This window comes from Pedobacter segetis, from assembly GCF_016623585.1.
Lineage (GTDB): Bacteria > Bacteroidota > Bacteroidia > Sphingobacteriales > Sphingobacteriaceae > Pseudopedobacter > Pseudopedobacter segetis.
In genome coordinates this window covers 93,659-112,634 of the sequence record NZ_JAEHFY010000011.1, presented here as the reverse complement: position 1 = coordinate 112,634, position 18,976 = coordinate 93,659, and the positions used below count along the sequence as shown (strand labels likewise).

The window sequence follows — 18,976 nt, the reverse complement described above, 5'->3', positions numbered from 1 at the left end:
ATCGGCCGTTTAAGGTTTTGCATTGGGCACTTTAAAAATCATATCTTTATTTTCATAAAGCACCTCATGTTGCGCTTCTATGTTTTTATGGAAACTTTCTGGCAACCTTGCCCAATCAAAAAGATGTACCACAATCAGCACATTACACTCCCGTATTTTTTCTTAAACATTCAAAAATATATCGAGTGATAATCTCTTTAAGTCAGGGGTTCTTATCACTAAATCTAAATCGCTGCCTACATGTGCATCTCCGTTTACTCGGCTGCCATAAGCCCAAACTTGTATAGGTAAAATAATCTCAAACTCTTTAACACAGGCCTAACGATACCTATCATCATCTATCTCGTTTGGGTCTGCGCTTAGTAATAGTCCGTAGGCTTTGTCTAATGTTGCAATACAACGCTCTAAGTAAGTGGTATCGATTTTTTTTTCATATTGGATATTTATAGCATTATAGTTTAAATGCTTTTACCGAAAATAGAAATTTTTTGACGGAGATATTAAAATGTTCAGATGCTAGCTGTTTTAATTATAGATTTAAGTTTTTCAATTTCAAAAAGCTTATAAAACAGTTAAGCTCCAAACGGGGAGAGTGGAGCTTAAACTAACCAATTATAAACCTAAATTAAACGAAAGGGCTGTAGGGGTAGGAGTCGAACCTACACGAAGCAGTTATTTCACCTTGCGGCTATTTCCCAAATCTTCGCCACCGAGACAAGGAGGTGTGTCTGCCAATTTCACCACCCTACAGTGTATTTTATTTTTTCAATTTTAACATTCGGCTTGCCCGTTTGTCTTATTGTATAGAACAAATGTAATGCTATTGGTAATACGTTGCAAATATTTCAACAAAATATTTTAATTTTTATTAATTTTTTATTTATAATTGTTAAATATTAGTAATCGATAAAAACATGAATGATAAATTAAGACCTAATTTAGAAATTGATAATTTGGATATAGATATTTTATCTATTTTAATGAACGATGCAACCACCGCCTATACAGAAATAGCCAAAGAATTGATCGTTTCTGGCGGCACCATACATGTGAGGATGAAAAAGATGCAGGATTTGGGCATTATCAAAGGATCTAACCTAATTGTAGATGCCCAAAAAGTGGGTTATGATATTTGTGCTTTTTTAGGGATCTATTTAGAAAAAGGTTCTATTTATCATGATGCCGTTAATGAGCTAAAAAAAATCAAAGAGATAGTAGAACTACATTATACCACGGGTGGCTATTCTATGTTTGCAAAAATTATTTGTAGAGACACCAACCATTTAAGATATGTTTTAAACGATGAAATACAAGCGGTTTCGGGTATCCAGCGTACAGAAACATTTATTTCTTTAGAAGAGAGCATCAAAAGACAGATTACTTTGAAATAGATTATTAAAAAGCTAAATGGCAAGAAGTTTGATTTAATACTAAGAATTAAACTCAAACACCATGGAAGCAAAAGATAAAAAATGGGAATCTGGCCCCATGCAAGAAACAGACGATAAAAGAACCATTGAGCAAATAAATAGGGCTAAAGAAGAGGCCCAAAGAAGAAACGAGAATTTAGACGAGGAGGAGCCCGAGGGCGGTTACAAAGAAAAAAACGGAGACCATAAAAGGCAATTTACAGATATAAGAAACGAGCCCAAGCAAGATAAAAAAGCTACCCATCCGCAAACTGGCGGATAATTTAAAGATAGCTTTTAAAAACCCCTTTAACCATTAATTTGGTTAAAGGGGTTTTGTTTTCTTGTCAAATCTATTATGGCATCTTATGTGCTTTAGTAGGTTATCATTCACTCCATAATTAAGATCATGCAAAAATTCGATGTAATTGTTATTGGCGCAGGCCAAGCAGGAATCCCACTATCAAAAAAGTTTGCCCAAGCAGGTAAAAAAGTAGCATTAATAGAAAAAAGAATGATCGGTGGCACCTGTATAAACGATGGTTGCTCGCCAACAAAAACGATGGTTGCCAGCGCAAGGGTTGCATATTTGGTAAAAAACGGCGCAAAGTGGGGCGCAAATCCAAAAAATTTCGAGCTTGATTATTCAACCGTTTTAGAAAGGAAAAACGCAATCGTTAAATCTTTTAGAAACGGAGCGATCAAAGGTTTAGAAAAAGAAAAAAACATCACGGTTTTTATGGGCGAAGGCTATTTTGAAGCTGCGCACCATATAAAAATCGATACAAAAGAAGAAACAATAGACATAGAGGGAGAACTTATTTTTATCAATACGGGCTGTTCGCCAACCATCCCAAACATAGAGGGTATAAAAACCACTTCTTACCTTACTTCTACCACCATTATGGAATTAGAAGAAGTTCCAACACATCTAATCATTATAGGTGGTGGCTACATTGCCTTAGAATTTGGGCAGATGATGAGCCGTTTTGGAGCGAAAGTGACCATTTTAGAAAAGTCTGATACTTTGCTGCCTCATGAAGATGATGATGTTTGTGTTGCCATTACAGACATATTTAAAAGTGAAAACATAGAGATACACACCTCTGCAGAAGTAATTGCTGTTTCGGGAAAAAATGAAAAAACGGTAAGCACCACCATTAAAGGTAAAAAGAGAGACTTTACCGGGAGCCATATTTTAGTGGCTGCGGGGCGCTCTCCACAAACAAAAAATCTAAAATTATCATTTGCTGGCATAAACACTAATGATAGGGGTTTTATTGAAGTTGATGAACATCTAAAAACCACACAAAAAAATATTTATGCTTTGGGCGATGTTAAAGGCGGCCCTGCTTTTACGCACATTGCCTACAATGATTATGTAATTTTGGCCGATAATCTATTAAAAAATGGCAGCAAAACCACCAAAGGAAGGCTTGTACCATATTGTATGTTTACAGACCCACAACTAGGGCGCATTGGCATTACAGAAGGCGAGGCTAAAAAGCAAAAATTGAATTACAAAGTGGCCAAGTTAGAAATGAAATATGTAGCTAGGGCTTTAGAAACTGGCGAAACCAAAGGTTATATGAAAGCCATAGTAGATGCGGGTACTAAACTCATTTTAGGTGCATCTATCATTGGCGAGCAAGGTGGAGAAATCATGTCGGTTTTGCAAATGGCCATGATGGGGAATATCACTTATGAGCAAATTAGGTCCAATATTTTTGCCCACCCCCTCTTTTCAGAATCGCTGAACAATCTTTTTATGTCATTAGATGAATAGCTAAAAGGAGAAAGGGTTTAAAGCATAAGGAAAACAGCAAAAGCTTACTTCAAAACACCTAATTTCAAAAGCCCATAAGTTAAACCAGTTACATGCAACGCTTGCGGGATCTCATTGTGCAACAGCATTTGCTTTACTTCGGCAACAGAATAAAGTTCAATGTCTATATCTTCATGTTCATCTAGATCTTGCTCTTGCACTTTTTTTCCGCCTTTGGCCAAATAGCAATAAGTAACATTATTAGAAGTTGCGGGGTTGGGGTAAATGGTAGAAACCAATTCAAAATCATCAAACAAATAACCTGTTTCTTCTAAAAGTTCACGCTTTGCGGCATCAACGGGCTTTTCATCACCATCGATCACACCTCCAGGTATTTCGATAGAAACAATATCTCCGCTATGGCGATATTGCCTCACCATGATCACTTTTTCATCATCAGTTACGGCAACCACGTTTACCCAATTTGGGTATTCAAGCACATAATATTCGCTCGCCACCCTCCCATTGGGCAATTCACATTCATCAACCCTTAAAGTTGCCCAAGGTTTTTGCACTAAATATTTAGAAGAAAGTGTTTTCCATTTAGAAATTGCCATGTGTTAAAATTAGAAAATTAAATGGTTTTTTTTATCGATATAATTAAGAAATCCATTGTCGATGTTATTCCGTTAGCCAGCTGGCTAATCGGGATCTCATCAAAATCAGTTTTAATATATTTCCCCATCCTAAAAGCGAGGCACTAATCCATCTGCTAACCAACAATAAATCTTTCCTGTTAAATATTTTGGGCGTTTTAACTCTTTTTTTGCAACTGGCTTTACGCATAAAGACAAAAAAGCCTGCCCGAAAACAGGCGGGGATGCCGTTCCTATCGTTAACGCAAATCCCTTTAAAGGTCAAAATGCTTTTTATGGCCCATGGCTTAAGCTATGGGCCATAAAACATAATCAGCCTATTTAAACTTCCCCATTAAAGCTTTCAATTTATCTTGCATATCACCTTCTGCAACTTTTGGTTGTTCTTTTTTCATAACAACAGCTTTTTGCTGAACCACTTTATTCGCGTGTTTTTGAAACGGTTTGCGCTCTACGGGTTTTTGGGCGATTTCTTTTTTCTCCCCAGATTTCATGGTCAGTGAAATTCTCTTTCTAGCAACATCCACTTCAACCACGGTAACTTGTACCCTTTGCGAAACTTTAACCACTTCATTTGGGTTGCTGATAAATTTATCTGCCATCTGGCTTAAATGCACCAAACCATCTTGGTGTACGCCAATATCAACAAAAGCCCCAAAATTGGTTATGTTGGTAACAATGCCGGGCAGTTTCATCCCTGCTTTCAGATCTTCTATTTTATTGATCCCATCGGCGAAGGCAAAAGCCTCAAAAGCTTCACGGGGGTCTCTCCCAGGTTTTGCCAGTTCGGCAATGATATCCTTTAAAGTTGGCAAACCAACTTCTTCAGAAACATAATTTTTTAAATCTATCTGTTTTCTTTTCTCCTCATCATTCAGTAAATCCGCCACTTTACAATTTAAATCTTTTGCCATTTTCTCTACCAAGGCATAACGTTCTGGGTGTACTGCACTGGCATCTAATGGATGGTCGCTGTTTCTGATACGTAAAAAAGCAGCGGCTTGTTCAAAGGCCTTATCGCCCAAACGGGCAACTTTTTTTAAAGAGTTCCTGTTTTTAAATGCACCATGTAAATTACGATACTCCACAATATTTTGCGCCAATTGTGACCCCAAACCCGATACATAAGCTAAAATTTGCTTGGAGGCCGTATTTAATTCTACACCAACGGCATTTACACAACTAATCACGGTATCATCTAAAGAGGTTTGTAATTTATTTTGATCTACATCATGTTGGTACTGCCCAACACCAATAGATTTTGGGTCTATTTTTACCAGTTCTGCCAAGGGATCCATCATCCTTCTACCTATGGAAATTGCGCCCCTAACCGTAACATCATGATCGGGCAATTCTTCCCTTGCCGTTTCAGATGCCGAATAAATAGAAGCTCCGCTCTCGTTTACCATCACCACCAAAACATTTTGTAAGTTTTGCGTCTTCACAAAATCCTCGGTTTCTCTGCTCGCCGTTCCGTTGCCAATCGCAATGGCTTCTATTTTATATTTCTCGCATAAATACTTTAAAGTTTGTGCAGCTTCTTTGGCAACCCCAGCACCAGTATGCGGGTAAATGGTGGTGTTTTCCAATAGTTTGCCCTGCTGATCTAAACAAACCAATTTACAGCCCGTTCTAAAACCTGGGTCTAAGGCCAGAACCCGTTTCTGCCCAATGGGCGCTGCCAATAAAAGCTGACGAGCATTCTCTGCAAAAACCCTAATGGCTTCCTCATCAGCCATTTGTTTAGATTTTAATCGGGTTTCAGTTTCCATGGATGGCTTTAACAATCGTTTATAGCAATCATTTAAAGCCAACTTTATTTGTTGCGATTTTTTATTGTTGGTCGTAACGAATTGATTTTCTAAAATCTGTATGGCAGCCTCTTCTTCTGGCAAAGCATCCAATTTCAAAATCAGTTCTTTCTCGCCACGCCGCATGGCCAAAACACGGTGAGATGGTGCCGTTTTAACGGGTTCGCTCCAATCAAAATAATCTTTATATTTTATTCCCTCTTCTTCCTTGCCTTTTAAAACCTCGGCTTTATAAATCCCTTTATCAAAAAACAGCAAACGCAAATTGGCCCTTGCATCGGCATTTTCAGATATGATCTCTGCAACAATATCCCTTGCGCCCTGCAAAGCTTCATCGATAGTATTTACCCCTTTTTCTATGTCAATAAAAGCTTTCGCCTCCTCTTCTGGGTTTTTAGCGTCTTGAAGCAACAAGCTTAATCCTAATGGTTCTAATCCTTTTTCTTTGGCGATAGAAGCCTTTGTTTTTCGCCTAGGTTTATAGGGCAAATAAATATCTTCCAACAAAGTCATGGTTTCGGCATCCAAAACTGCTTTTTTTAATTCGTCGGTTAATTTCCCTTGCTCTTCAATAGATTTTAGGATAGCTTCTTTTCTTTTATCCAGATCACGTAATTGCTGCGCCCTATCACGGATGTTGGCTACTTGTACTTCGTCCAAACTGCCCGTCATTTCTTTCCTATACCTAGAAATAAACGGAATGGTTGCGCCTTCATCTAATAAGCTCAAAGTAGCTTCTACCTGTTTGCTGCCTATATTTAATTCTTGTGCGATTAAAAATATATGTTGTTGTGCCATGCTTTGTTTTTGTGGTACGAAGATGGGAAATTGAGAACTTATTTTAGAATTGGTTTGTACACATTTATGGAAAAGTATTTTTTGGGTAATGTATAATTTCCCTAAAACAAAAAAAGCACAACGATAATTACCGCTGTGCTCCAAAATCTTAAAAAAATCTAAATCTTATCTCGCCATCCCGAAAGTGGCTTCGTAGGTTTTCATTTTACTTTCTAGCTCTTTATGTAAAGCTGGTTCGCCATATTTGTTGGTCATATCTACAAATTGGGAGAGTACAAAAAGATTGAGTTGTATATCTCTGCTGGCCAAGTTTTCTTTACTGGCAATAATACTTGCGTGGTAATCCAGCTCTTCAATGATCAGCTTTTCACTTTGCTTTAACAAATCTGTGGCTTGTTGTTTCATTCCCAAGCTGTACATATTAGAAATCATCTCAAATTTACTTAATGCAAAATTAGGGTCGTAAGTAGTGGTTATAGGTAAAACCCTTAAGCATTCTTTCATCACGTTTCTTGCGCTATCTACTTTGCCTTCGTGTATTAAGTTTTTAGCCAGCTCATTAAACTTGTTTACAGATAAGAACACCATCTTTTCAGATTCTGGATCTAAATAAGGTGCGGTTTTAATAGGTCCCCAATCAAAATTATGCATCAAATTATTGTACATTACATCGGTGTTAACCACTTCTGTTTCTCCAAGAGGGCTATCTGAGGCGATTTTTCCTTTAACCTTTGGTTGTAGCCTCAAAGCAAAACCTTCGTTAAACAAATAATTATCTAAACCCAAAAAGTTGCTGTTAGGTACGGTAAAAGCAAAATAGATAGGGCGTTTCCAATGGTTATGAACTAAAATATCTAAAATTGCCAATTGCCCTTTTGTTAAATAATTGCCACTGAAAGTCCAATCCATTTCTGGTACAATTTGGCTTTTATTTACTGTTTTAACCGTTTTGGTGGCTAAAACTTCTGCTGGGTTAATGGTCATTTTAAAACTTTTTGTAGGTAAAAAGTTTTCAGATTTACCACTTTGGTAGGCCACTTTTGCTTCCGGATTATCTGATGTTAAAAACTCAAATACATCCTTTAGCTCTTGGGGTCCTTCCAGTTTAAAGTCTTGGTAAAAAAGCACATCCCTGGTCCCGGTTTTGTACATATCGGGCTTCATGCTCATTGGTAAAGGGGCCGATTGGTTAAAAGGCCTTCTCAATTGATCAATATACCAATCTGTATCAAATAAGCTTAGGTTAACAATCCTAACATCTGGCCTAAAGTTTTCTACCTCTTGTACAAACCATAAAGGGTAGGTGTCATTATCTCCATAGGTAAACAAAATGGCATTTGGCGCACAGCTGGCCAAATAATTCTTGGCAAAATCCCTTGCGGTAGATTTTCCAGAACGATCGTGATCGTTCCACTCTTGGCTAGCCATTAATATTGGCGCTGCAAATAAACATACCACGGTTGCAATTACTGCCGCCGTTTTTGGCGTGACAACTTTTTTGAGCCAATCCATTACCGCAAAAACGCCCAAACCTATCCAAATGGCATAGGCATAAAAGGAACCAACGTAGGCATAATCTCGCTCACGCGGTTGGCTTGGCGTTTGGTTTAGATAAATTACAATGGCCAAGCCGGTAAAGAAAAATAATAGCGCAACGATCCCAGCATCTTTTTGGCTGTTTTTAAAATGCCAAAAAGCACCTAAAAGCCCTAAAATTAAAGGCAAGAAAAACATCCTGTTATAAGCTTTGTTTTTGGTGATGCTTTCGGGCAGAGCAGATTGGTCTCCCAAGCGTAAAGCATCTAAAAATTTAATCCCGCTTATCCAATTCCCATCGGTATAATTTCCAATTCCTTGGCTATCGTTTTGGCGGCCGGCATAATCCCACAGTAAATATCGCATATACATAAAACCAACCTGATAAGTGGCGAAGAAACCAATGTTTGTAGCAAAAGTTGGGCTTTCTTGAGGGCCTAAATTCATCCAATCCCTATACACCGCCGGATGATTAGAATCATCACTGTACATTCTAGGGAACAAAGTATTTCTATCGTATTCATAAGATTGCTTTTGCCCGGTTACTTCATATTTTGTTTCACCTTTTCTGTATTGATTTGCACCTTGCTTGGTATCAATGGGCTTAGAATCGAAATACTGGCCATAAACCAAAGGCCTATCGCCATATTGCTCTCTATTTAAATAACTTAAGAAAGAAAAAGCATCTTGTGGATTGCTGTTATTTAAAGTTGGGTTGGCTTTTGCCCTGATAACGATCATGGCAAATGAGCTGTACCCAAAAATGATCAGGATAAAAGAAAGCATCGCCATATTCAAAACAGGCTTGTTTTTCTTTATAGAATAAACGGTTAAATAAATGGTTAAACCTATCATCAATAAAGCGAAGAAAAGCACCCCAGACCCAAAGCCAAAACCAAATGTATTTACAAAAAGCAGATCAAAATTTGCAGCAATCTTGATCATGTATTGGATAATACCATATTGGATGATACCCAAAATGAGGATACCAGCAAGCAGGGCAACAAAAACCCCTTTGGTGGTGGCCAATTTATTTCTTCTGAAATAGTACACCAAAGCCATTGCGGGTATGGCCAATAGATTTAATAAGTGGATGCCAATGGATAAACCCATTACATAAGCTATAAACAACAACCATTTATCTGCATAAGGCTCATCAGCATGTGCATCCCATTTTAAAATTGCCCAAAACACAACTGCCGTACATAATGAAGACATGGCGTAAACTTCTGACTCTACAGCAGAAAACCAGAAAGAATCTGAAAAAGCATAAGCTAATGCACCCACTAAACCAGCACCCATTATCGTAATTAATTGATAAGTGCTAGGCATTACGCCCGCCTTTAAAACCACTTTTTTCCCTAGTGCCGTGATGGACCAAAACAGAAACATGATGGTTGCACCACTAGCTAAAGCCGAACTTACATTTACACAATAAGCCACCTTTTTGGGGTCGCTGGCAAATAGGCTGAAGATTTTCCCTATCATTAAGAACAAGGGTGCGCCAGGCTGGTGTACAATCTGTAATTTATAAGCGGCAGAGATAAACTCGCCACAATCCCAATAGCTTGCGGTAGGCTCTAAGGTTAAAATATAAACCGTTGATGCGATTAAAAAGGCTAGCCAACCTAGTAGGTTGTTGATTTTTGTATAGGTCATTTCGAAAATAATCTTTTAACCGCCGAAAATAACTAATTGTATTCAAATTAAAGGCATTTTAACATTTATTAACCACAGATGGTTTTTTAAGATCAACAATAGCTCAAAATAAAAGATAATTAATGATTTGGGCGTTTTAACACTTCGCCAGCTGGCGGATACATCTTTTTTTGCTATTTGCTAAATGGCAAGCGCAAAAAAAAGCCTGCCCTAAAAACAGGCTTGGATGCCGTTCCTATCGTTAATGCTGCTGAAAGGCACAAAACTTCGTAGATGAGCTAGGTAACGTTATGGAATCCTCTAATCAAAAACATTTTATGGCGCATACGATCTTATCCTTAAAAACTTTATTATCAAAATAATTTGCATCATTTATCTAATGCTCCTATATTTGCATTCCGTTTTGGAAGACTATTGTTTTTTAAGACAAGATTGCCCGATAGTATAATGGTAGTACAACGGTTTTTGGTACCGTCTGTCTAGGTTCGAATCCTGGTCGGGCAACTTAAGAAAAATTCGGAAGTTGCATAAATTTCCGAATTTTTCATTTTAAACTACTCCAAAAGTAAAAGCTCATGCCTTCAACTTTTAATACCGTAAAACTTTTTTCAGGATCTGGCACAACTGGGCTATCAGAAAAAATCGCTAAATGTTATGGTAAAGATTTGGGAAAGGTAATTCTTTCTAGGTTTTCTGATGGAGAGTTTCAACCACATTATGACGAGTCTATAAGAGGTTGTGATGTTTTCTTGATTCAATCTACCTGCCAACCCAATGATAATTTGGTAGAGCTTTTGATGATGATAGATGCAGCAAAAAGAGCTTCGGCGCATTACATTACTGCGGTTATCCCTTATTTTGGTTTAGCAAGGCAAGATAGAAAAGACAAGCCCAGGGTGGCTATCGGCGCAAAGCTGGTCGCTAATCTTTTGGTGGCGGCGGGTATCCATCGCATCATGACAATGGATTTACACGCAGCGCAAATCCAAGGTTTTTTTGACATCCCGGTAGATCATTTAGACGCATCGGTAATATTTGTTCCCTATATCAAAAGTTTAGGATTACAAAATTTAACCATCGCCTCGCCAGATATGGGTGGTTCTTACAGGGCCAGAACGTTTGCAAAATATTTTAATGCAGAGGTTGTAATTTGTGATAAGAGGAGAAAAAGAGCCAATGAAATAGAATCAATGTCTATAATTGGTGATGTAACAGGCCAAGATATTGTTTTGATAGATGACATAATAGACACCGCAGGGACGCTTTCAAAAGCAGCAGGTTTGATTATGGAAAATGGCGCAAAAAGTGTTAGAGCCGTTTGTACGCATGCTGTTTTATCGGGCAAAGCCTATGAAACCATAGAGAACTCTGCTTTAGACGAGTTAATAGTTACCGATACTATCCCTTTAAAGCATCATAGCAATAAAATAAAAGTATTATCAACGGCAGATTTGTTTTCAAAAGCAATCGCAAACGTAAATGAACACGCATCAATAAGTGAACTTTTTAAAATTTAACAATAAAATAAATACAAATCATGAATTCAATCGCTATTAGCGGTTCTCTAAGAGAGAACGTAGGGAAACGCGACGCAAAGGAACTGCGTTACGAAGGTAAAGTACCAGCCGTACTATACGGTGGTAAAGAACAAATACATTTTGCAATTGATGCCCCAGAATTGAGAGACCTAGTTTACACACCGGAGGTAAACTTTGCCGAAATAACCGTGGGAAACAAGAAGTTTAATGCAATAATGCAGGATATACAATTTCATCCTTTAACAGAGAAAATAGTACATATTGATTTTCTTCAGTTGTTTGACGATAAAATAGTTACCATGGAAATACCGGTAAAATTAACCGGAACTTCTCCTGGTGTTAAAGAAGGTGGTAAATTAATCCAGAAATTGCGCAAATTAAAAGTTAAAGCATTACCTAAGGATATGCCACAATATGTAGAGGTTTCTTTAGAACCTTTAACGGTTGGTAAATCTGTAAGAGTGCGTGATTTAAAACCTGATGGTTTTGTGATTACTAACGTACCAGAAGATACGGTTGTTTCTGTAATTATGTCTAGAGCTTTAAAACAGGCAGAACAGCAAGCAGCGGCCACTACCAAAAAGTAAAATTTTTTTAATCAAAAAATCCCCGTTGGTGCTTTAACCAACGGGGATTTTTTATGGAATTTCAAATTGATTCTGATAGTTTTACTAAGGCTTATTATAACTATAAACCGTGTAGCTACATAAAAACTGAGCAGCGTATTTTGCGATAAAACTACAGATCAAAACAGGGACAAACAACAAGTAGCCTCCAGGAACCATGCTGCAGATCAAAAATATAGAGGTTAAAGGGGCATGAATAGCCGCACTTAGCATACCTGCCGCCCCTAATAAAGCAAAATTCAAAATGATCAAATGAGTGCCTAAATAATGGTTAAGCATCATTGCCGTTAACATTCCTAAAACTGCGCCAGCAACTATACTTGGTGCGAAAACTCCCCCATCGCCACCCGCACCCAATGTTAAAGAAGCGGCCAAAGGTTTTAACAAAGCTATAATCAACAACAAAAACATCAAGCTTAAAGAAAAAGGTTGCTGGTTAATTTTATCCATCAATCCCGGTATGGCATGATAGCTATCGCCGTAAAGCTGTGGAAGAAATAGCAAACCGATACCAACCAAAATTGCGCCGCTGTTAACCCTTATAAAATTGTTCTCTATTTTAGCAAAAGTGCCTTTGATATAAATTACCGCTTTGGTAAAGTAAACTGCCAAGGCCCCAACCAAAACACTGAGGATAATAAAAAACGGAATAGCACTTGTATTCCAATTGATCACCGAGAATTTGAAAAGGGTTTCCCCGCCCAGTAAAATAATGCTTAACCAACTTACCAAAACAGAGATACCACAACTTAATACGATCGAAAAAGTCAACTTTTTTCTGGCTATTACTTCTATGGCAAACAAAAAGCCGGCAATTGGGCTAACAAACAACATCGCAATACCAGAAGCTACGCCTGCACAGATCAATTCTGTTTTATAAATGTTCGCAATGGCGGTTTTTCTTTGGGCCACCGCACCTATGGCGGCCGTTGCAACAACCGTAGATACCTCTACGCCCGTAGAACCACCAAAAATTACCGTTAAAAACCCGTTAAAATAATGTGATGGCACCTTAAAGGTTGGCAACATATTCTTTCTGTTATCAATGGTTTGATAAATCTCTTTTATGCCCTTGTTTTGTTTGCCCTTAAACAAGTACTTTCTCAGAAAATAAATCAAGGTTATCCCAACGGAAGGCAAAATAATGAACAATAGCGGATAAAGACTGGCCTTGCCAAATATCAAATGCTCAAAATGTTCTGTGGCTTTTTTTAAGGATACCGCCAGCAAAACGGCAAATAAACTCACAACCGCAGATGTAATAATGAGTTTTAAATAGTTTATGGTAATGATCGTTTTTCGCATTTCAAATTTGCAAAGAGATTATTTTCTTGTGCAAAGATAAGACAAATAATAAGTTAGTGTTGTTTGAGTTTAATAGATGGTTTATTTTACAAATCTTAAATAAATTACGGCTTAAGGGCATTCCATTATTTATTTATTTGCTATCATTATCTTTGTCAAATGTTATCAACCTCAGAAGAGTTAAACCATTATCTTTCTAAAACCAGCGAACCAGAGGGCCATCTATTAAAAAGAATCGATAGGGAAACCCAATTAGAAGTTCTAATGCCGAGGATGCTCTCTGGGCATTTTCAAGGAAGGGTTTTAAGCATGTTGAGTAAGATGCTGAAACCCAAGGTTATTTTAGAAGTGGGGACTTTTACCGGTTACGCTACCTTATGTTTGGCCGAAGGCTTACCAAAAGATGGGAAGATCATCTCCTTAGACATAAACGAAGAATTAGAAGACAGGGTTAGGGGCTACTTTTCGGCATCGGATTATAAACAACAAATAGATTACAGGATCGGAAACGCCCTTGAATTGATACCGAAAATTGAGGATGTTTTTGATCTGGTATTTATAGATGCCGATAAAAAAAACAACGGCGCTTATTATGATTTGGTTTTTGATAAACTGAAACCCGGCGGGATCATTATTGTTGATAATGTTTTATGGAGCGGGAAAGTTTTAACCAATATTAACGATTCTGACACTATAAATATCAGTACATTTAACCAAATGGTAAAAAACGACACTAGGGTTGAGCAATTGATCTTACCCGTGAGAGATGGGCTTTTTATCATTCGTAAAAAATAAAAATGCTCTTTTCAATAAATGATAACTTTTTTAAAAAAACCCTACTAAAGATAGTTTTGCTAACCCTATTTTTTATTACGCTCAATTCTAGATGTTTTTCACAATCCGTAACCCAAAATTATATCGAAGAACATAAAGACTTCTCTGTTGACCTAATGAACAAATACCATTTACCGGCCAGTATTATTTTGGGTGTTGCAATTCACGAGTCTGGTAGCGGAACAAGTAAAATAGCCAGATATTTGAACAATCATTTTGGCATTAAAGGTTATAATAACAGCACTCAAATTAGGTCTGCATACAAAGGCTTTGAGGTTGCAGAAGATTCTTATTTAAACTTTATCGATATTCTGCAAAGCCGATCAAAATTTAAGATCCTGTTTAACAAATACTCAGATTACGATTATCGTTCTTGGGCTTATGGCATTCAAAGGGGCGGTTACGCAGCAAGTAGAACTTGGGCCTCACAGGTAATAGCAATCATAAAAAAATACAAACTTTATGAGCTAGATAACAGGCCCATAGATTATGTAGAACCCGTGGAAGCGGTAAAGGTTAACATTTATTACAAAGTAAAACCTGGTGATACTTTGGGTAAAATTGCACTTAAATACCATACTACTGTTAAAAACTTGATGAAGAGAAATAATTTAAAATCTCCCATATTGCAAATAGGACAAAAATTAAGAATTAAATGAAAAACCTATTGTTATCGCTTTCGCTGATAATTTTATTGGCTTCTTGTGCTTCTAAAAGAAAAGTTTATCAAAAAGAAAATAAACAAGTTGAAAAAACCGCCAACAAAATATCTGGCGGTAATTACATTTCTTATGATACCCAATCTTATATCGATAGATTTAAAAACATTGCCGTTACCGAGATGAACAAATATGGTATCCCGGCTAGCATCACTTTGGCACAAGCACTTTTAGAATCTGGAACTGGTAATAGTGATTTGGCTAAATATGCCAATAATCATTTTGGTATCAAATGTACCTCAGATTGGAGTGGTAAAGGATATTATAAAGATGATGATAAAAAAGACGATTGCTTTAGGGTTTACAATAACCCCGAAGAAAGCTTTAAAGATCATTCAGAATTTTTAAAAAGAAAGCGATATGCCTTTTTATTTGAGTTAGATAAAAACGATTATGAAGGATGGGCAAAAGGCTTAAAGCAAGCTGGGTATGCAACAAACCCGAGATACCCAACTTTATTGATCAGTATAATTGAAAAGTATGATCTACATCAATACGATAAACGCGAAGGAGAAATTGATAAAATAAAAAGGGAAGACCGTGTATTATCAGACATCAATAAAAACATTCCTAAAGAGCAATCAAAAGACCGTAAAACAGATGCGCCACCAGTGATCGCCGGCGATAAATACCTGGTACAACAGGGCGATACACTTTACAACATTTCTAAACGTTTTGGCTTAACCGTTGAGCAGCTTAAAGCCCTAAACAACATGAACGATAGCACAATTAAGATAGGCCAAGAAATAACCATCAAAAAATAAATTTGAAAAACATCCTTTGCTTTTTTTCCTTTGTAATCTTTACTCTTTCCGCTTATGCTCAAACTAAAGGAGAAATAGGTGGGATCGTGTTTGATAGTAATACCAAATTTAGGTTAAATAGGGTTTTACTAACAAACGTAAATACGCAACAATCCATCTACAATAATAATAAGGGAGAGTTTTTTATCAAAATTAATGTTGGTGATATTTTAACCAGTAAATTACAAGGTTATAGAACCGACACTTTGAGATATACCGGACAAACAACCTTGATCATTTATCTTAAAAGACTTGCTATCCCACTGCCCGAAGTGGTTTTCAAAGATTCTGTATTATCGGCTAAGGCCAAATACGAAGAAACAAAAAGAGAATTTAATAAGGCAATAAGATTGGGCAATGATAAAGATTTGATAAGCACTGGCCCGGCGGGGGCAGGGCTAAGCATAGAAGCTATATGGAGTGCATTTAGCAAAGAAGGAAGAAACGCCCGTAAGCTGATGGAAATTATGGAACGCGATTATCAAAACTCTTTTGTTGATGAGATTTTCAATAAAGATTTGGTGGCCAGGGTTACTGGCTTAAAAGGCGACAGATTATTGATTTTTATGATCAACTATCGCCCTTCTTACGCCTTTGCAATCAAAGCCCGCAATTATGATTTGATCAATTACATAAAAGTGGCTTATATGAAGTATCAAATGAATCCTAAACTCGAAGACATCTCTGAATTAGAACCTATCGAAATAAAATAAATGATTTTATTGCCCCCAATTAACGTTAATTTAGTCAGTTGATTGACCCAATTAACGTTAATTTAGTCAGTTAATTGACGAAATTAACGTTTTTATTATATTTGAATTATGAAAATCTATAGAAAGGTTCAAGATTTAATTCAAAAACGCATTAATCAAAACAAGGTATTACTGCTTTATGGCACTAGGAGAGTTGGTAAAACCTACTTGATCAAATCTGTAGAGAAAGATTACACCATACCCTTTCTGCACCTTAATGCAGAAGATGCGGATGTGGCCTCTATTTTAGAAAACAGGAGCGTAAGCAATTACCAAAGATTGTTGGCGGGCAAAAAACTATTGATCATAGATGAGGCCCAAGTGATTCCAGAAATTGGAAAGATCTTAAAGTTAATGATCGATAGTTTTGAAGACTTAACAATTATAGCAACCGGATCCTCTGCTTTTGACCTATCTAACCAAACCGGCGAACCATTAACGGGCAGAAGCTATACTTATCATTTATATCCTGTATCCCAAAAAGAGTTATCTGCCTTAGAAAACAATTTAGAAACAAAACAGAATTTAGACGACAGGTTGGTTTTTGGTTCTTATCCAGAGGTTTTTCAATTAGAAACCCCTAAAGAAAAAGAAGAGTATCTAAAAAATCTGGTAAAATCTTACCTGTTAAAAGATATTTTACATTTCGAGAATATCCAGAACAGCACAAAAATATTTGATCTATTAAAACTAATGGCCTACCAGGTTGGGTCTGAGGTTTCATTAAATGAATTGGGCAAAAAACTAGGCATTAGCAAAAACACCGTAGAAAGATATTTAGATCTTTTAAGCAAAGTGCAAATATTATTTAAACTTGGGGGCTTTAGCACAAATTTGCGTAAAGAGATCATCAAATCTGCAAAATGGTATTTCTTTGATAACGGGATTAGGAATGCCATAATCAATGATTTTAGATTAGTGCCTGTAAGGCAAGATTTGGGCTTGCTTTGGGAAAACTATTGCATTTATGAAAGGATAAAGCTTAACAATCATCAGCAAATTAATTCTGAATATTATTTCTGGAGAACGTACGATCAACAAGAGATAGATTTGATCGAGAAAACAGGAAAAGAAATTAAGGCTTTTGAGTTTAAGTATGGAAACGGCACAAAAAAAATCCCTGCTTTTTTTACAAAAAATTATCCTGAAGCACCTTTTACCATCATCAATAAAGAGAATTATTTAGATTTTATTTTAGATTGATCTATTTAAGAAACGCCTAAAATTAAGATCAAAATATTGCCTATATTTTTTTAAAATTATATAGTGTTTATCTATTGATGTATAGATTAAAACAACCTCTGTTTGCTTTTTTAGGCACTTTAATAATCTTACATTTGCCGCATATTAAAATATTCATTTAAACACAGTAAACATGATAAGTATAGGAGAAAAGTTTCCGGATTTTGATAAAGTAGCCGTTGCAAGTCTAGAAAAAGGAAAAGAATTTGATAATATCTCATCTTCATCTTTCGTAAACGATGATAACCGTTGGACGGTAATGTTCTGGTGGCCAAAAGATTTCACGTTTGTTTGCCCTACAGAAATTGCAGAATTTAATAATAACTACGGAGAGTTTAGAGATAGGGATACCACTTTGTTAGGCGCTTCAACAGATTCTGAATTTGTTCATTTAGCTTGGAGAAATAACCACGATGATCTAAGAGGTTTAAAATTTCCGATGATTGCCGATACTTCAAAATCTTTAGCAGAGGATCTGGGTATTTTGGTTGCCGGCGAAAAGGTAGCTTATAGGGCAACATTTATTATTGACCCGCAGGGTGTAATTAGATGGGTTTGTGTAAACGATCTTAATGTGGGTAGAAACGTTAAAGAGGTTTTACGTGTTTTGGATGGTTTACAAACCGATGAATTGTGTCCTTGCAATTGGGAAAAAGGCGAAGAAACCCTTAATGCTGCATTAGAAGCTTAAAATTAAAGAACCCTTATTGTTATAAATTTAATGATAAGGGTTTTTTGTGTCCATAAAAAAACAAAAAATCTAAAATAAAATACAATGAGCATTATATCAGAAACCACCCAAGAACTATTAGCTATTTTTGGAGAAAACAATATCAACAATAAAGCTTTAGAAATATTAAACGCCGTAGATTTTAAATATCTTAGAGATCTAAAATTAAATTTCAACAGTACCTTAACGTCAGAATATATTAGTGAAAAAGAGTGCGGTTTGCTAGGATTGTCTGTGGCTGTAAATAACCGAAACCCTGTTTTGATCAGCTTTTATAAAAATTATGCGGCAAAATTTGGGGCAACGGAAGAAGAATTAGCAGAGGCGGTTTCATGCGCTTCGTTATTGGCCTCAAACAATGTGTTTTATAGATTTCGCCATTTTACCCAAAAAGAAAAATACACCCAAATTCCGGCCCGTGTCAGGATGCAAATTATGATGAAACCCGTAACCAGCAAAGAGTTTTTTGAATTAATGAGTTTAGCCATATCTGCGGTTAACGGTTGCGAAATGTGCGTAAACGCCCACGAAGATTCTTTAATAAAATTAGCAACCAAAGAAGAAAGGATTTTTGATGCGGTAAGAATAGCATCGTTGGTAACGGCAACAGGAAATATTATTTACTAAAGAAAAATAAAATATTTATAATTAATATATTTGCTTTTGGTATTTATGAAGTAATATTTTTTTGATAAAATTGAATTAAAATTTGCTTTTTAACCTTAAAATTTATTAAATTAGTAATAAGGTTAATCAACCCTAAAAGCATTTAACCGATCTTTTAGGATTTAAT

The 18,976-nt window shown here is 36.4% G+C and carries 18 protein-coding genes and 2 tRNA genes; 13 read left to right on the top strand and 7 right to left on the bottom strand.

Features of this window, described 5'->3' with window-relative positions:
• Positions 1-9: 9 nt before the first annotated feature.
• From I5M32_RS16855 to I5M32_RS09180, 3 genes are all read right to left on the bottom strand, one after another.
• A complete protein-coding gene (locus tag I5M32_RS16855) occupies positions 10-141 on the bottom strand; it encodes a hypothetical protein (RefSeq protein ID WP_262895596.1) in 132 nt (43 codons plus the stop codon).
• 21 nt (positions 142-162) lie between these two features.
• Complete coding sequence (locus I5M32_RS17000; RefSeq protein ID WP_394370317.1) at positions 163-285, bottom strand: nucleotidyltransferase domain-containing protein; 123 nt, start codon at positions 283-285, stop codon at positions 163-165.
• 353 nt (positions 286-638) lie between these two features.
• A tRNA-Asp gene (locus I5M32_RS09180) sits at positions 639-750 on the bottom strand.
• A 164-nt stretch (positions 751-914) separates the two neighbouring features.
• Here I5M32_RS09180 and I5M32_RS09175 point away from each other — a divergent pair.
• From I5M32_RS09175 to I5M32_RS09165, 3 genes are all read left to right on the top strand, one after another.
• Positions 915-1,391, top strand: coding sequence for an Lrp/AsnC ligand binding domain-containing protein (locus I5M32_RS09175; RefSeq protein ID WP_200585930.1), 477 nt, complete (start codon positions 915-917; stop codon positions 1,389-1,391).
• A 61-nt stretch (positions 1,392-1,452) separates the two neighbouring features.
• On the top strand, positions 1,453-1,692 hold the full coding sequence (locus I5M32_RS09170) for a hypothetical protein (protein WP_200585929.1): 240 nt from the start codon (positions 1,453-1,455) through the stop codon (positions 1,690-1,692).
• Between the two features lie 126 nt (positions 1,693-1,818).
• On the top strand, positions 1,819-3,195 hold the full coding sequence (locus I5M32_RS09165) for a mercuric reductase (RefSeq protein WP_200585928.1): 1,377 nt from the start codon (positions 1,819-1,821) through the stop codon (positions 3,193-3,195).
• Between the two features lie 44 nt (positions 3,196-3,239).
• Here I5M32_RS09165 and I5M32_RS09160 read toward each other — a convergent pair whose 3' ends face one another.
• The 3 genes from I5M32_RS09160 to I5M32_RS09150 all read right to left on the bottom strand — a co-directional run bounded on the left by I5M32_RS09160 (position 3,240) and on the right by I5M32_RS09150 (position 9,634).
• Positions 3,240-3,791: an NUDIX hydrolase gene (locus tag I5M32_RS09160; protein WP_200585927.1), complete on the bottom strand. Its 552-nt coding sequence runs from the start codon at positions 3,789-3,791 to the stop codon at positions 3,240-3,242.
• A gap of 356 nt (positions 3,792-4,147) precedes the next feature.
• Positions 4,148-6,439, bottom strand: coding sequence for a Tex family protein (locus I5M32_RS09155; protein WP_200585926.1), 2,292 nt, complete (start codon positions 6,437-6,439; stop codon positions 4,148-4,150).
• A gap of 165 nt (positions 6,440-6,604) precedes the next feature.
• Positions 6,605-9,634: a glycosyltransferase family 117 protein gene (locus tag I5M32_RS09150; protein WP_200585925.1), complete on the bottom strand. Its 3,030-nt coding sequence runs from the start codon at positions 9,632-9,634 to the stop codon at positions 6,605-6,607.
• Positions 9,635-10,067: 433 nt separating this feature from the next.
• Between I5M32_RS09150 and I5M32_RS09145 the strand changes: the two genes are divergently transcribed.
• The 3 genes from I5M32_RS09145 (at position 10,068) to I5M32_RS09135 (ending at position 11,759) form a co-directional block, all read left to right on the top strand.
• Positions 10,068-10,138: transfer RNA gene (locus tag I5M32_RS09145), tRNA-Gln, on the top strand.
• Between the two features lie 71 nt (positions 10,139-10,209).
• Positions 10,210-11,151 carry a ribose-phosphate pyrophosphokinase gene (locus tag I5M32_RS09140; RefSeq protein WP_200585924.1) on the top strand — a complete coding sequence of 314 codons (942 nt, stop codon included), beginning with the start codon at positions 10,210-10,212 and terminating at the stop codon, positions 11,149-11,151.
• A gap of 20 nt (positions 11,152-11,171) precedes the next feature.
• Entirely contained in the window at positions 11,172-11,759 is a 588-nt protein-coding gene (locus I5M32_RS09135; RefSeq protein WP_200585923.1) for a 50S ribosomal protein L25/general stress protein Ctc, read from the top strand.
• 84 nt (positions 11,760-11,843) lie between these two features.
• Here the strand turns inward: I5M32_RS09135 and I5M32_RS09130 are convergent, their stop codons facing one another.
• Positions 11,844-13,103, bottom strand: coding sequence for a chloride channel protein (locus I5M32_RS09130; RefSeq protein ID WP_200585922.1), 1,260 nt, complete (start codon positions 13,101-13,103; stop codon positions 11,844-11,846).
• Between the two features lie 159 nt (positions 13,104-13,262).
• Between I5M32_RS09130 and I5M32_RS09125 the strand changes: the two genes are divergently transcribed.
• The 7 genes from I5M32_RS09125 (at position 13,263) to I5M32_RS09095 (ending at position 18,810) form a co-directional block, all read left to right on the top strand.
• Positions 13,263-13,898: an O-methyltransferase gene (locus I5M32_RS09125; RefSeq protein WP_200585921.1), complete on the top strand. Its 636-nt coding sequence runs from the start codon at positions 13,263-13,265 to the stop codon at positions 13,896-13,898.
• 2 nt (positions 13,899-13,900) lie between these two features.
• A complete protein-coding gene (locus I5M32_RS09120) occupies positions 13,901-14,596 on the top strand; it encodes a glucosaminidase domain and LysM peptidoglycan-binding domain-containing protein (protein WP_200585920.1) in 696 nt (231 codons plus the stop codon).
• Positions 14,593-15,420 (top strand): glucosaminidase domain-containing protein, encoded by an 828-nt coding sequence (locus I5M32_RS09115; RefSeq protein WP_200585919.1) that lies wholly within the window; start codon positions 14,593-14,595, stop codon positions 15,418-15,420. The genes I5M32_RS09120 and I5M32_RS09115 overlap by 4 nt, the downstream gene beginning before the upstream one ends.
• Before the next feature lie 2 nt (positions 15,421-15,422).
• On the top strand, positions 15,423-16,172 hold the full coding sequence (locus tag I5M32_RS09110) for a hypothetical protein (RefSeq protein WP_234461919.1): 750 nt from the start codon (positions 15,423-15,425) through the stop codon (positions 16,170-16,172).
• A 108-nt stretch (positions 16,173-16,280) separates the two neighbouring features.
• Positions 16,281-17,414, top strand: coding sequence for an ATP-binding protein (locus tag I5M32_RS09105; RefSeq protein ID WP_234461918.1), 1,134 nt, complete (start codon positions 16,281-16,283; stop codon positions 17,412-17,414).
• A 172-nt stretch (positions 17,415-17,586) separates the two neighbouring features.
• Positions 17,587-18,144 (top strand): peroxiredoxin, encoded by a 558-nt coding sequence (locus I5M32_RS09100; protein ID WP_200585918.1) that lies wholly within the window; start codon positions 17,587-17,589, stop codon positions 18,142-18,144.
• An 84-nt stretch (positions 18,145-18,228) separates the two neighbouring features.
• A complete protein-coding gene (locus I5M32_RS09095; RefSeq protein ID WP_200585917.1) occupies positions 18,229-18,810 on the top strand; it encodes a carboxymuconolactone decarboxylase family protein in 582 nt (193 codons plus the stop codon).
• The last annotated feature ends 166 nt before the right edge of the window (positions 18,811-18,976 follow it).